Origin of the sequence: Novosphingobium sp. (assembly GCF_032093395.1) — a bacterium.
Classification (GTDB): Bacteria; Pseudomonadota; Alphaproteobacteria; order Sphingomonadales; family Sphingomonadaceae; genus Novosphingobium.
In genome coordinates, this window is the sequence record NZ_DAMDBA010000016.1 from 1 (window position 1) to 13176 (window position 13176).

15 protein-coding genes are annotated in these 13176 nt (G+C 67.7%); 5 read left to right on the forward strand and 10 right to left on the reverse strand.

The genetic code is table 11. From position 1 onward, the window contains the following. The first annotated feature begins 84 nt into the window (after nt 1-84). Nucleotides 85-267, forward strand: coding sequence for a hypothetical protein (locus RT424_RS08235; RefSeq protein WP_313436179.1), 183 nt, complete (start codon nt 85-87; stop codon nt 265-267). Nucleotides 268-269: 2 nt separating this feature from the next. On the opposite strand, the gene RT424_RS08240 is transcribed toward RT424_RS08235, so the two are convergent. From RT424_RS08240 to RT424_RS08270, 7 genes are all read right to left on the reverse strand, one after another. Further along, the gene (locus RT424_RS08240) at nt 270-857 is read right to left on the reverse strand and encodes a DUF924 family protein (protein ID WP_313436181.1); all 588 of its coding nucleotides are present in this window, start codon (nt 855-857) and stop codon (nt 270-272) included. Nucleotides 858-936: 79 nt separating this feature from the next. Further along, nucleotides 937-1959, reverse strand: a complete 1023-nt coding sequence (locus RT424_RS08245; RefSeq protein ID WP_313436184.1) for a c-type cytochrome — start codon at nt 1957-1959, stop codon at nt 937-939. Next, the gene (locus tag RT424_RS08250) at nt 1956-2570 is read right to left on the reverse strand and encodes a cytochrome c oxidase assembly protein (RefSeq protein ID WP_313436187.1); all 615 of its coding nucleotides are present in this window, start codon (nt 2568-2570) and stop codon (nt 1956-1958) included. Before RT424_RS08250 ends, RT424_RS08245 begins: the two co-directional genes overlap by 4 nt. Continuing rightward, nucleotides 2567-2947 carry a hypothetical protein gene (locus tag RT424_RS08255; RefSeq protein WP_313436190.1) on the reverse strand — a complete coding sequence of 127 codons (381 nt, stop codon included), beginning with the start codon at nt 2945-2947 and terminating at the stop codon, nt 2567-2569. The genes RT424_RS08250 and RT424_RS08255 overlap by 4 nt, the downstream gene beginning before the upstream one ends. Beyond that, on the reverse strand, nt 2944-5466 hold the full coding sequence (ctaD, locus tag RT424_RS08260; protein WP_313436192.1) for a cytochrome c oxidase subunit I: 2523 nt from the start codon (nt 5464-5466) through the stop codon (nt 2944-2946). Before ctaD ends, RT424_RS08255 begins: the two co-directional genes overlap by 4 nt. Beyond that, complete coding sequence (coxB, locus tag RT424_RS08265) at nt 5463-6425, reverse strand: cytochrome c oxidase subunit II (RefSeq protein WP_313436194.1); 963 nt, start codon at nt 6423-6425, stop codon at nt 5463-5465. Before coxB ends, ctaD begins: the two co-directional genes overlap by 4 nt. Before the next feature lie 103 nt (nt 6426-6528). Then, the gene (locus RT424_RS08270; protein WP_313436197.1) at nt 6529-6762 is read right to left on the reverse strand and encodes a hypothetical protein; all 234 of its coding nucleotides are present in this window, start codon (nt 6760-6762) and stop codon (nt 6529-6531) included. 134 nt (nt 6763-6896) lie between these two features. On the opposite strand from RT424_RS08270, the gene RT424_RS08275 reads away from it, so the two are divergent. Further along, complete coding sequence (locus RT424_RS08275) at nt 6897-7067, forward strand: hypothetical protein (RefSeq protein WP_313436200.1); 171 nt, start codon at nt 6897-6899, stop codon at nt 7065-7067. A gap of 80 nt (nt 7068-7147) precedes the next feature. Here RT424_RS08275 and RT424_RS08280 read toward each other — a convergent pair whose 3' ends face one another. Then, nucleotides 7148-7555, reverse strand: coding sequence for a DUF3597 family protein (locus RT424_RS08280; RefSeq protein ID WP_313436202.1), 408 nt, complete (start codon nt 7553-7555; stop codon nt 7148-7150). A gap of 120 nt (nt 7556-7675) precedes the next feature. Here RT424_RS08280 and RT424_RS08285 point away from each other — a divergent pair, with 120 nt between their 5' ends. From RT424_RS08285 to RT424_RS08295, 3 genes are all read left to right on the forward strand, one after another. Next, nucleotides 7676-8257, forward strand: a complete 582-nt coding sequence (locus tag RT424_RS08285) for a DUF4142 domain-containing protein (RefSeq protein WP_313436205.1) — start codon at nt 7676-7678, stop codon at nt 8255-8257. Between the two features lie 156 nt (nt 8258-8413). Next, nucleotides 8414-8818, forward strand: a complete 405-nt coding sequence (locus RT424_RS08290; protein ID WP_313436207.1) for a thioesterase family protein — start codon at nt 8414-8416, stop codon at nt 8816-8818. Between the two features lie 74 nt (nt 8819-8892). Beyond that, nucleotides 8893-9240 (forward strand): hypothetical protein, encoded by a 348-nt coding sequence (locus tag RT424_RS08295; protein WP_313436210.1) that lies wholly within the window; start codon nt 8893-8895, stop codon nt 9238-9240. On the opposite strand, the gene RT424_RS08300 is transcribed toward RT424_RS08295, so the two are convergent. Next, nucleotides 9237-11069, reverse strand: a complete 1833-nt coding sequence (locus RT424_RS08300; RefSeq protein WP_313436212.1) for an acetyl-CoA hydrolase/transferase C-terminal domain-containing protein — start codon at nt 11067-11069, stop codon at nt 9237-9239. The two genes, RT424_RS08295 and RT424_RS08300, sit on opposite strands and share 4 nt — an antisense overlap. Further along, nucleotides 11066-13171 (reverse strand): 3-hydroxyacyl-CoA dehydrogenase NAD-binding domain-containing protein, encoded by a 2106-nt coding sequence (locus tag RT424_RS08305; protein ID WP_313436215.1) that lies wholly within the window; start codon nt 13169-13171, stop codon nt 11066-11068. Before RT424_RS08305 ends, RT424_RS08300 begins: the two co-directional genes overlap by 4 nt. Nucleotides 13172-13176 lie beyond the last annotated feature (5 nt).

The window sequence follows — 13176 nt, forward strand, 5'->3', positions numbered from 1 at the left end:
ATACGGTCCCTCGCGATTCTACTTGGATCGCAGCCTTTCGTCGCTTAGCTTTGCATCAGGGACCAGGGGGAGCGACGGTTTCGTATGGCACTCACCAATCAGGAGCAGCTCGTTCTCGAACTGCGCAGTATCGCCGCCTTGCTCCAGGAGGCCGTCGGCCGCCTCGATTGTTGTGGGCAGGATCTGGCCGCGATCCACGTCCAGACCGCGCTCGACGTCCTGCGCGACAAGGGCGGCGATGACGACTGGAGCATGTTGAGGAACTGATGTCAGGACCGGGGGCTGTCCCGGAGGTTGTCGATGTGCTCGGTTTCTGCGGGGGTCGATTTGCGCGAAAGCGCCGCGTTGCGGCCGGGGAAGCGGCCGAAGCGCTCGATTTCTTCGGCATGGCCGGTGGCATAGCCCAATAAATCCTCGGCGAAGTCCCGCAGGGACCGGAAGCGCTCCACGCTCACGGCCTGGATGGCGGGGTCTTCGGCATGCATCAGCGGCATGTAGAAGAACTGGCGCTGCGCAAAGCTGAGGCTCTCGTCCATCCGCGCGGCAATGCCGGTCATCGCGAGTTCCTGCGCCCGAGGATCTCCGGCGAAGGCTTGGGCGGTGTCGCGGTGGATATGGCGGGAAAGCTGGTCGAGCACGATGATCAGCGCCAGGCGGCCCAGCGGCGCCTCGGCCCAATGATCCAGCTCGCCACGCAGGGCCTGGGCGTGAAGCGCGCCGAAACGGTCACGCACGATAGGGTCGAGCCGCGTTCCCGCGGCGAACCAATCCTGCGGGGTGAGTTCGCGAAACCAGAAATCCAGGATGCGGTCCCGATCGCCGCGCGCATCGTCTGCCATGTCGTGCATGCCTTTCATGGACCTTCCTCCGCCCTTCCTAGTGGGCAACGCCGCACATGTCCCGTCGGCTGCACGCCCAGTCGGATCGGAAACTGCTCTAGGGCTGGCCTGCGAGGGCTTCGGCGATGGTGTCGATCTCCGGTTCGGGGATGCGGCGGGCGATGACGGCCATGGGGTCGCGGGGCTTGTGGGCGTCGATCGTGGTCTCTTCACCGCGCCAGGCCCGGAGGCGGGCGGCGAGGTAGTCGGCCCGCTGGCCGGCGAGGCGCGGGGCGCTCTTGCCGGGGGCGTGGCAATCGCGGCAGGCGGGAAGCTGCCGTTCCGGCAGGCCGCGTGCGAGGATCGGGTGACTTTCGGGCAGGGGCCTGCTGCTCAGGCCCGGTTGCCCGGCGAAGTATCGGGCGGCTTCGCGCATCTCCGCTTCGGTCATGTCGCTGACGGCGGCCTGCATCACCGCGCCGTGACGCTTGCCGGAAGCGAAATCGCGCAGGGAGGTGAGCAGGTAGCCCTCCTGCTGCCCGGCCAGCACCGGGATGTCGCCCTGTCCGCGACCGAGGCCGTCGGCGCCGTGGCAGCCGGTGCAGCGGGCCAGACCTGCCGGACCATGCGGCGCGGGGGCGACGAGCGCGCGATATCGCGCGGCGCTCATGCCCGGCAACTGGCGCAGGAAGCCGACCATGCGGCGCACCTCGTCGGGACGGTCGCCGGTGGGCCAGGCGGGCATGCCGGTGTATTTCACCCCGTGGCGCACGATCCAGAACAGCTCGCGGTCGCTGTATTCGCCGACCGTTTCGGCCAGATCGGGCGCTGGCGGGCTGGCGGCCTGCATGACCGGCGAACGGGGCACGCCCGGCGCTCCGTGGCAGACCTTGCAGGCCTGGTCGAAGTGCCCGGCGGCGCTGATCAGGGCGCGGTCGTCCCGCACCGTTTCCGGGGTCTGGAAGCTGCTATAGGTCCGCGCCGAGTTCTGCATGGTCCAGTGCAGGAACCAGTCGGTAATCGCCCAGTGGCCGGACGACGCCGCGATCGGGAACAGCCCCGACCAGGCAAAGCCCAGGCCCAGAAGGGGGATGGCGAGCAGGCCCAGGAGGAGCCGCTTCCAGGTCAGTCTAATCGTCATGTCGCGGTATCCGGCTCGGTTTTCAGCAGTCCGGCGAGCAGGGCGAGTCCGCCGAGCAGGTAGCTGGCCCCGCCGATCACCAGCATCACCACGCCGCCGAGCTGCTGGTCGGCAAGGGCGTCGAGGCCGAAGGGAGCGGCGTGGTGGTGGCCTCCCATGCCGTGGGCGATGTCATAGAGCGGGCGGGGCGCGAGGCCGATCAATACGCCAAGCAGGGTCATATGCATCGAGGTGAGCAGCAGCGCGCCGATCCCGGCCGCGCGGTGCGGGGTATGGATCACGGCGCTCCAGAGCAGCAGCCCGGCGGCGAGGAACGTGGCGTGCTCGGCGGCGGCGAGCGCCAGCACTTCGTTCGCCGCGCGGCGCAGCGCGGGCAGGTGCCAGGACCAGACGGCGACCAGTTCCACCAGCATCATCGCCATGGGCGTCACCCGTCGAGGCCAGCGTCTGGCGGGATCCCACGGCGTTCCCGCCAGCGCGAACGCCAGCAGCGGCGCTGCCACCGCAACGGCGATCATGTGGCCGGTCATGTGGCCGGTCATGCCCATCGAGGAGACGGCCCAGCCCAGCGGCAGCAGCACGAGGGCGACAAGGAGCGCGGCCTGTTTCACCGGCAATCCCCGATGAAAACCACCGGCAGCGCGGTAAACAGCACGCCCACGAAGCTGAGGCCCGCCAGCAACAGCGTGGACTTCGCCAGGAAGCGCAGGCGGTCTATATCGGTGCCCTGCTCGTGCGGCGGCTCATCGCCGGGCGTGCCGGCCTGGCGGTGGGCGATCCAGCCCGAGAGGGCGATGGCCGCCAGCGCCAGCACGGTCCCCGCCACGAAGAGCGTGGGAAACTCCGCGAAGAAGCCCGCCTTGGCGCAGGACACCGCCGCCCAAAGGTACGAAAACAGGAAATGGCCCGCCCAGACCGTGGGCGGCACGATCAGCGTCCAGAGCGTGACTTGCAGCCGTTCGTGCCACTTGCGCTTCTCGTCGCTCATGCCACCTCCGGGAACAGGCCGATGGTGGCATAGGCGACCACGGCGGTCAGCGCGAAGAAGTGCATGTAGACCGTGACGTTGCGGATATCGGCGTCGTGATGGGGCGTCATCCGCCCGGCAAGACTGCGAGCCAGCACATAGGCCTGCATGATCGCGGCGACGGCGGCGTGGACGCACGTCCAGATCGCCAGGGTCCAGACGATCGCCGGATAGCTGTGCGCAGTCGGGTCCATGCCCGAGAGCCATGGGCCGGCGAGGCCCGCCGGGACGCCCGCGAGGCTCGCCGCGAGGCCGAGCAGCAGGAGCAGCCGGGCCACGGCCACGCCGCCTCTCGCATGGATTTCGCGCGCTGCGACGGTGGCGAGCCACCCTGCGACGCCGAGGGCCAGCGCCACCAGCGGCCAGGCGACGCCGGGCGCGGTGGCCATCTCGGGCGGTGGGAAGGCCTCGTGCCGGGTCCAGAAGAAGAAGTAGCCGAACACCAGCCCGGAAAACGCGGTGGCATCCGCCATCATGGTGATGAACATCGCCCACCACCCCGGCGAGGCCCTGCCCGAAATGTAGAGCGGCAGTTCCATGCCGTGGCCGATCGGCTTGCAGGGCTTCTCCGGAATTTCCGCCGTGCCCGTCCAGAGCCACCAGAGCACCATGCCCAGCGTCGCCACGCCGCAGACCAGCGCCAGCCAGTAAAGGTGATAGGTCGTCAGGATGAACACCCCGCCCAGCGCCAGCGCCGTCAGCATCGGTTTCCAGCTCGGCGTGCCGAGGCGGATGACGGAAACGGGCCGGGCATCGAGCACCGAGGTGATGATCGTCTCGCGCCGCCCTTCCTCGGCATCGGGCAGGAAGTAGCGGCCTTCGTCCACCTTGGCCACGAAGTCTTCCTGGTCCCAGATCGGATAGCGGCTTTCGATCAGGGGGATCGAGCGGATGCCCCAGTCTTCGTCCTCCGGGTGGGCGAGCCATTCCAGCGTGCCGGCGCCCCATGGATTGCGCGGGGCGCGCTGGCGCCAGGGCGAACGGGCGAGGTCCAGCACGATCACCGCCACGCCGGCGGCGATGATGAAGGAACCGATCGTGGAGGCCATGTTCAGCCCGCCCAGGCCGAGATCCGCCGGATAGGTGAAGACCCGGCGCGGCATGCCTTCCAGCCCCGACAGGTGCATGGGGAAGAAGCACAAGTTGGCGCCGACGAAGACCAGCCAGAAGGCGATGCGGCCAAGCCGGTCGGACAGTTTCTTGCCGGTGACCAGCGGCCAGTAATAGTAGAGCCCGGCGAACAGCGGCATCAGCGTGCCGCCGATCAGCACGTAGTGCAGGTGGGCGACGACGAAGTAGGTGTCATGCGCCTGCCAGTCGAACGGTGCGAGCGCCACCATCACGCCCGTCAGCCCGCCGATCACAAAGATCGCCAGGCTTCCCGTGGCATAGAGCAGCGGCGTGGACCAGACCACGCGGCCCGCCCAGAGCGTGACGATGAAGACGAAGATCTGCACCGCCGTGGGGATCGCCACCGCCTCCGACGCGGCCGAGAAGAAGCCGAGGCTGATCTTCGGCAGGCCGGTGGCGAACATGTGGTGGACCCAGAGCCCGAACGAGAGGAACGCCGTCCCCACCGCCGCCAGCACGATCCACGGATAGCCCAGCAGGTGGCGCCGCGCGAACGTGGGCACCAGCATCGCGAACAACGCGATCGAGGGCAGGAAGACGATGTAGACCTCGGGATGGCCGAAGATCCAGAACAGGTGCTGCCACAACAGCGGATCGCCACCGCGCGATGCGTCGAAGAAGGGCCAGTCCAGCAGGCGCTCCATCTCGAACAGCACGTCTCCGGCGATCAGCGGGGGGAAGGCGAACAGGATCATCACCGCCACCACCAGGATGTACCAGGCGTAGAGCGGCATCAGGTTGAGCCGCATCCCCGGCGGGCGGCACTTGAGCACGCCCACGATCAGTTCGACGGCGGCGGCCACCGAAGACACCTCGATGAACGAGAGCCCGAGCATCCAGATGTCCGCGCCCAGGCCCGACAGGTCCGTGCGCGTGGTCAGCGGCGGATACATGAACCAGCCCCCGTCCGGCGCGGCGTCGAAGAAGATCGATCCGGATACGAACACGCCGCCGATCAGGAACGACCAATAGCCGAAGGCGGAAAGGCGCGGGAACGGCAGGTCGCGCGCGCCCAGCAGTTGCGGCAGCAGGATGATCGAGACTGCCTCGAACATCGGCACCGCGAACAGGAACATCATCACCGAGCCGTGCAGGGTGAACAGCTGGTTGAAGGTGCCGGGGCCGACCAGGTCGTTGTCCGGCACCGCCAGCTGGGTGCGCATGATCAGCGCCAGCACGCCCGCGAAGAGCATGAAGGCGAAGGCGGTCAGCACGTACCACTGGCCGACCCGGTTGTTGTTGGTATCGCTCCAGCGCAGGAACAGGCCCTTGGGCGGTGCCCAGACCGCGCGCAGGCGTTGCTCCTGCGCGGCGCGCAAGGCGGGATCGTCCTGGTCGTGCAGGCTCATCGGCCCTCCTCCGGAGCGGGTTGTTTCAGCCAGCGGGCCAGCGCGAGCGCCTCTTCCCGCGACAGATGCGCATAGGCGGGCATTCGCGCGCCGGGCTTGAAGCGATGGGGGTCGCGGATGAAGGCGGCGGTGTTCGCCACCGTCGGCGCGAGGATGCCCGCGCCTAGCGTCAGGCGTTCGCCGTAGCGGGTGAGATCCGGGCCGATATCAGCGGAAGCACCGCCAACGGTGTGGCAGCTTGCGCAGCCCTCGCGCGCGAAAAGCGCGGCGCCGGGGGCGCCTGTGCGGGTGGGCGGCGTGCGGGACGCGGCAAGCCAACGGTCGAAGGCGGCGGGCTCCATGGCGATCACGTCGAAGGCCATCAGCGCGTGGCTCAGCCCGCAGAATTCCGCGCAGACGCCGCGATAGGTGCCGGGCTTCTCTGCCTTGACCACCAGACGGTTGGTACGGCCGGGGATCATGTCCATCTTGCCCGCCAGGCCGGGGATCCAGAAGCTGTGCACCACGTCCCTGGCGGTGAGTTCGAACACCACGGTGCGGCCGACCGGCAGACGCACCTCGTTGGCGGATAGAAGGGGCTCCCCGCCGTCCTCGTAGCGCACGCGCCACCAGAACTGCTCGCCCTCCACATGGATGCGCAAGTCACCTTTATCGGCTGGCAGCGGGCGCATCGCAGGAAGCGCCCAGATCAGCAGCCCGGTTAGCACCACGGTGGGAAAAATCGCGCCGAGCCAGAGCACGAGGCGCATGCCGCCTGCGTGGCTCAGCCTGCCTTCGGGCGCGCGGGCGGCGACGACATAGATGGCCGCGACGCCCAGCGCGATCGCCAGGCCGCCGATTGCCAGCACGATGGTCAGGCCCAGCGTGGAACGCGCTTCCAGGCCGAAGGGCGCCAGCGCGGATTGATGCGCGTTGCAACCGGCCAGCGCCAGCGTCCAGACGGCAATGTATTTTCGCAAAATGCCCGTTTCCCCTGACACGTCCGCAAGCAACGCATCAGGGACGGGGCGGTTCACGACATTCGACGGTTTGCCGCGTTACAAATGGTTGCTGTTTACCCGCTCAGCGATCGGGCGCAGGTCGCGCGCCGCCCACGCCGCCGGTCGCAGCGGTATCGGCGCCGGGGTTCAGGCGCTCGTCCTCCTTGTCGGGATGAAGCTCGGCTTCCCTGGCGCGGGCGGGGTTTTCATCCGGCACGCCCCTGGGGGGCTTTCCCTGCGTGTTGGTCCAGCGCCCATCCGGCGTGGAGGCGGTTCCGGTGACGTTGCGCGAATCTTCGGGTTCGTATTCGGCCATGATCCTTCTCCTTCGCCTTTAGAAGGCGCCGGCCGCCCGATGCGTTCCCGAGACTGTGCGGATCGACGGCCGGGTGATGAACCAATCCTGCCTGCGGGGCGTTGGCATGCCGTGGCACGAAGAAGGAACCCGAGATGAGCGACAAGACACGCGAAGTGAAGGGCGCTGCCCAGGTCATGAAAGGCTATGCCAAGCGGCTGGTGGGCGAACTCACCGGCCGCCCGGACCTCGTTGTCAAGGGCGAGGAGGACCAAACCGAGGCCCTGCGCGATGTCCGAGAGGCGCGGGCGAAAGACGCGGAATGATGAGGAACGGATAAGGCCTGAAACGAAGCGGGCCGGCGACCGGCGCGAGGCGCCAGGGTCGCCGGCCCTGCCAACGGCCGTTACTGGCGCAGGCTGTCAGGGACGATGCCGCCGTTCTTCGCAAGACTGTCCATCACGGCGCGATGGAGGGCGATGTTCTGTTCCGCCGAACCGTGCTCTGCCGCGTGGACGCCCAGTTCGTCCGCCAGTTCCTTGCGCGCGGCGAGGCTGGAATCGAGGTCGAGCAGCTTGAGCAGATCGACGATGGAGCTTTTGTAGTTGCCGCCGTGGTCCGCCTTCATCGACGCCATTTCCTCCAGCACCGCGCCCACGTCCACGGGTTCGGCCGCCGGTTGCGGCGCCGGGGCAGCGGCTGCGGGAGTAGGCGTGGTAGCGGCTGGGGCGGCGGGGGATGGCGCCGGTGCGGGTGCCGCTTTCGCCTTGTTGCGATGGAACACCTTGTCGAAGATATTTCCGAGGATTCCCATAGTCATGCTCCTGACAGGAGGGGACGCTCCGCGATCCGGGCGATCGGGAGCAGTCTGTCCGGGAACGCGCGGCGCATAAGTTGGTTCACGCTTGTGCATAGTGAGGAAGAGGATTTCACCATGAAGCACCGGGTACTACTCGCCGTCTCCGTCGCAGCGCTGGCACTGTCGGCCTGCAAGAAGGAAGCTCCCGCCACCACCGACACCGCGACGGCCCCCGCAACCGGGGTGATGCCCGGCGCCTATCCGGGCACGGACGGCACGTTGGCCACCGCAACCCAGAGCCCGGCCCAGGTCTTCGCCAACGCCGCCGCCGCCAGCGATGCCTTCGAGATCGAGACGTCCAAGCTCGCCATAGCCAAGGCGCAGTCTCCGGACGTGAAGCGCTTCGCAGAAAAGATGATCGATGCGCACACCCAGTCCACGGCGAAGCTGAAGGGCGTGACCGACAAGCTCTCGCCCACGATCACGCCTGACGCCGGTCTCAGCGAAGCGCAACAGCAGAAGCTGGATGCCCTGAAGAACCTGACGGGCGCCGATTTCGACAAGGCCTATGCCTCGGCACAAGTGGATGGGCACCAGATGACGCTCGACAAGCTGAAGGACTATGCCGCGAACGGCGATTCTGCGCCGCTCCAAGCCTTCGCCAAGGAGCTGATTCCAACCGTCACCGCCCATCTCAACATGGCGAAGTCGCTCTAGGACCGTCCGAGCGGCATATATGAAGGGCGCGGCCTGCCCGGCCGCGCCCCTCCGTCCGAGCCCGGCGCCTGTCGCAATGCCGCCATAAAGCAGGGCTAGGCAGGGCCGAAGAGATTTGTCTGCTGCGTTTCCCGCAATTCTGCTAGAGTATCCTCCGTGAGCACCGCGATTCCCCACGACTTCCGCATCGGCGTCGATGCTGCCGACATCGACTTCATGGGGCATGTCAACAATGCCAGCTACCTGAAATGGGTGCAGGACGCCGTTCTGGATCACTGGCGCGCCATCGCGCCGTCCGAAGTGGTGGGCCAGCATCTCTGGGTCGCGCTCAAGCACGAGATCACCTATCGCAAGCCCACGTTCCTGGGCGATGACGTGATCGCCACCGTGCTTCTGGAAAAAGTGCAGGGCGCCCGCGCCTTCTACGAAACCGTCATCAAGCGGGGCGAGGAAGTGCTGGCGGAAGTGAAGTCCAGCTGGTGCTGCCTGGACGCCGCCACTCTCAGGCCGGCCCGCCTGGCGCGCGACGTGATCGACCACTTCTTCGGCAACGACGGCTGACGGAAGCGCCCTGAGCGAGCGGGGCGGAAGCTCCAGCGCTTGGGCTATCTGTTCACCCGTGGTATCAACGCGCCATGTTTCTTGCCGCCGTTCTGCTTGCCGCCGCTACCCCTACGGTGTCCTCGTCCATCAAGGCGCACTCGGATCGCCCCATCGGCGAGGTGGCGGCCTGCGTGGAGACGGAGTTCGATAACGTGGGTGTCAGCGAGAACCTTTCGACCGACGCCGGTCGCAAGGTGGATTTCCGGCTCAAGAAGCAGGGCGATACGCCCACCACGGCGCTGATGTCGTTCGAAGCCCGCCATGACGGAACGCTGGTCCTCTATGGCTTCGGAGACTGGCAGAACGCGGTGGAACCGATGTGGAAGACCCTCGCGCGCGAGTGCTTCCCGGAACTGCAAGCTACCACAAAACCACGCTAATCAGTCTCGCGCAGCGCGCCGAGCACGAGCCTTCGGTAAGTCCTGTCGCGCAGGCCCTCAGGCGTCGCGAGTCCCATGCGGGACAGGGCCTCCTCTTCCGCCGCCGTTGGCACGGCGGCGAGGCCGCGCGCGGCCAGGGAGACGAGCGTTCCGGGGCTGCCGGCGCTTTCTGCCAGGTATTGCAGGGCAGGCAGCAGCCGCTGTTCCACCGGGGTGAAGTCGGTTCCGAACGGATAGGCCGGGAAGTCCGCGCGTGGCAGGGTCTTGCCGATCCGCTCGGGCAGATTGTTTTCCCACTCGGGCGGGATGCGCCAGTCGGGACCGATCTTTCCGGCCGCCCGCGCGCTATCGAGCAGTTCGTGCTGGAAGCGGCTGTCGGCAATGGCGATCAGGCGCTGGACGACGCGTTCGTCGCTCATGCCGCGCAAGTCCGCCACGCCGTATTCGGTGACCACCACGTCGCGAAGGTGGCGCGGGATCGTCTCGTGGCCATAGCGCCAGACGATGTTCGATCGCAGCGTCCCTTCGTGCAGGCGGGTGGCGGGCAGGGTGATGATCGAGCGCGCGCCTTCCAGCTCCAGCGCCTGGGCCACGAAGTTGTATTGGCCGCCCACCCCGCTGACCACGCGGCCGTCCTCCAGGGCATCGGAAATGGTGGCGCCCAGCAGGGTCACCATCATCGCGCTGTTGACGAAGCGGGCGTCGACGCGCGCCGCACGCTTGGCCTGCTCGTCGCCGTAGAGCGCGTTGACGTAGGAGATTTCGCGCATGTGGATGCGCCCTCGGGTGGCTTCGTCCATGTCGCGCAGCGCGGCATAAAAGGCGCGCGGGCCGACGAAGAAGCCGCCGTGAAGCACCGCGCCCTCGACTTCGCGCTTGACGATTCCTTCCCGGATCAGCGCCACGAAGCCGTCCACCAGCATTTCGGTGGGCGCATAGAGCCCGGCGTCGAACGCGCTCCTTTCCACCGGGGGACGGACCTGCCCGGCCACCAGCAAGCCCTCGATGGCGGCGCGGAAACGATCGGGGCGCTGCTGGCGCAAGATCAGTGCATGCGCCACGGCATCGCCGATCTCGCCGATGCCGATCTGAAGCGAGCCGCCGTCGCGCACCAGCGAGGCGACATGGACGCCGATCGCGTGCTGCGCGGGGCTGACGGGCTGCTTGGGCGGGCCGAACAGGGGAAAGCGGGTCTCCGCGCTGTCGAGCATCATCGCGAAGGCATCCGCGCTGAGGTCAGCCGGACCGGTCATGAACGGCAGCTCGTCGTTCACCTGGCCGATCAGCAGGAAGTCGGCCTTGCCTGCCTCCCGCTCACGCAGGAGATCCAGCGTCATGTCGCTGTTGCAGCTCAGGCTGAAGCGATCGCCCCGCCGCGCCACGATCTGGGCGATCACGTTCACGCCCTGGTCGAGGAGATAGCGCACGGCATGGGTATAGTTGGCCGAGATGTAGCTGCGCTGTGCCTCGGGCGTGCCAAGGCGAGAGCCCGCCTGGAAGAAGAACTCGTTGACCTCGACGTTGGGCGGCAGTTCGCTTGCGCGCTGGGCGGCGGCATAGGCGAATTCGGGATAGCCGCCCATGGTGCGTTCGAACACCGGCTCCAGGAAGCGGCGTTCGAGGTCGGAATGGAGGGCGGGCGGCTCCAGCGTGAGCGCGGTGAATATCCGCAGCCGGATCGCCGGATCCCGCCGCGCGCGCTCGAACAGGGCATTGGCGACATGGGGCGACTTGCCCAGCCCCAGCGGCAGGCCCAGCACGATCCGGCCATCGGTAGCGGCAATGATCCGGTCCGCGACCTCTTCCGGATCGGTGAGGTGTGCCGTCACTTCAGCGTGTCCCACCCCGCGTCCGGCTCGAACCGCGCGCCATGCTGGCGGGCAAGTTCGGAAAGTGCCGCCACCACCGCGTCCACGCCGCGCTCGCGGGCGTAGTGCAGGGGGCCGCCCCGGAACGGCGCGAAGCCGGTGCCGAAGATCATGGCGGCATCGATCGCGTCCGGATCGTCGTTCACGCCTTCGCGCAGCACGGCGACGGCGGTGTTGACCATCGGCAGTACCAGGCGGTCGGCCAGAGCGGGATCGGGCGCATCGGCATCCTTTTTCGGGTGCGCTTTCACGGGCTTGCCGTCGCGCCAGACATAGATGCCCTTGCCGGTCTTCTTGCCGAGTTCGCCTGCCTCGACCTTGTCCTTCAGCCATTGCGGCGCATCGGGCAGCGGCCAGCCGAGTTCGCGCTTCAGCATCTCGGCAACGGCCAGTCCGATGTCGAGGCCCACCTGGTCGGCCAGTTCGAGCGGACCGACCGGCATGCCGAAATCGGTTGCCGCCTTGTCGATGACTTCGGGCGCAAGGCCCTCGTCCATCAGGGTCAGGGCTTCGGTCAGGTAGGGCGTGAGCACCCGGTTGACGATGAAGCCCGGCGCGCTCTTCGCGGGGACGGGCAGCTTGCCGATCCGGCCCACGAAAGCGCGCGCCTGCGCGGCGACATCCGCATCGGTGCCGTCATGGCTGACCACTTCGACCAGATCGAGCCGCGAGACCGGATTGAAGAAGTGGATACCGACCAGCCGCTCGGGCCGCCGCAGCCCTTCGCGCAGTTCGGCCAGCGGGATCGACGAGGTGTTGGTGGCCAGGATCGCGCCTTGCTTCATGCGCGGTTCGGCATCGGCATAGAGCTTGCGCTTGAGATCCGCCTTTTCCGGCGCGGCTTCGATGATCAGGTCGGCGCTGGTCACGCCCTGGCCCTCGGGATCGGGGATGAGCCGGTCCAGCGCGTCGCGGATCTTCAGCCGGTCGCCATGGGCGATCTTCTCGTAGAGCGCGGCGGCGCGGCCCACGGCCTTGCCGATCACGTCCGCCTTTACGTCCGACAGGCTGGTGCGCAGGCCCTTCCACGCGCACCACGCCGCGATGTCCCCGCCCATGGCGCCCGCGCCGATGACGTGGACTTGTGAAATCCCGGCGTCTTTCCCGGCCAGTTCCTTCAGCTTCTGGCGCAGGAAGAACACGCGGATCAGGTTCTGGGCGGTGTCCGTCTGCATGAGCCGCGCGAAGGAGGCGATCTCCGCCTGCTTCATCGCCGCCATGTCGCCGCCATGCTCTTCCCAGAGGTCGATCAGGGCATAGGGGGCGGGATAGTGCCGCGAAGGCGCGCGGCCTTCGGCCTGCACGCGCATCTGCCGCGCGGCAAGGCGGCGGGCGGGCGCGCTGTCCTTGATCCTGCCGACCAGCCCTTGCCGCGCCTGCTCCAGATCGCCGTTCACGGCCGCCGCAATGGCCGCTTCGACATGGCGCTCTGGAACCACCGCATCGACAAGGCCCATGCGTTTCGCCTGCCGGTCATGGATCGACTTGCCGGTGAGCATTGCGCTCATGGCCTCGATCGGGTCGCAGAGATGGGTGAAGCGCGCGGTGCCGCCAAGGCCGGGATGAAGGCCGATCTGCACTTCGGGAAAGCCGAAGCGGGTGCCTTCCACGGCGATGCGCTGGGTGCAGGCAAGGGCGATCTCCAGCCCGCCGCCCATGGCATAGCCATGCATGACCGCGATGGTGGGGATGGTAAGCGCCTCCAGCCGGTCCACCACGGCATGGGCCGCCGCGATCCTTTCGCGGATCGCGGCTTCGTCGGTCACGCCGCGAAATTCCGAGATATCCGCACCCGCCAGGAAGCCGTCCCGCTTGGCAGAGCGGATGACCAGCGCTTTCGGCGCGCGCTGCTCGATCCGGTCGAGAATGCGCGCGAATTCCTCCAGCACGGCCTGGGAGAGGGTATTGGTGCCGCTGCCCTGCTGGTCGAGCACGGCCCAGGCCACGCCTGCATCGTCCCGCGCAAAGCGCCAATGGGTGAAGTCTTCGGATGGCTCCGGCGTGGAAACGGGGCCGAGCGTCAGGTCGCGGGCGGCCAGATAGGTCCATGCGGGATCGTTCATCTTGG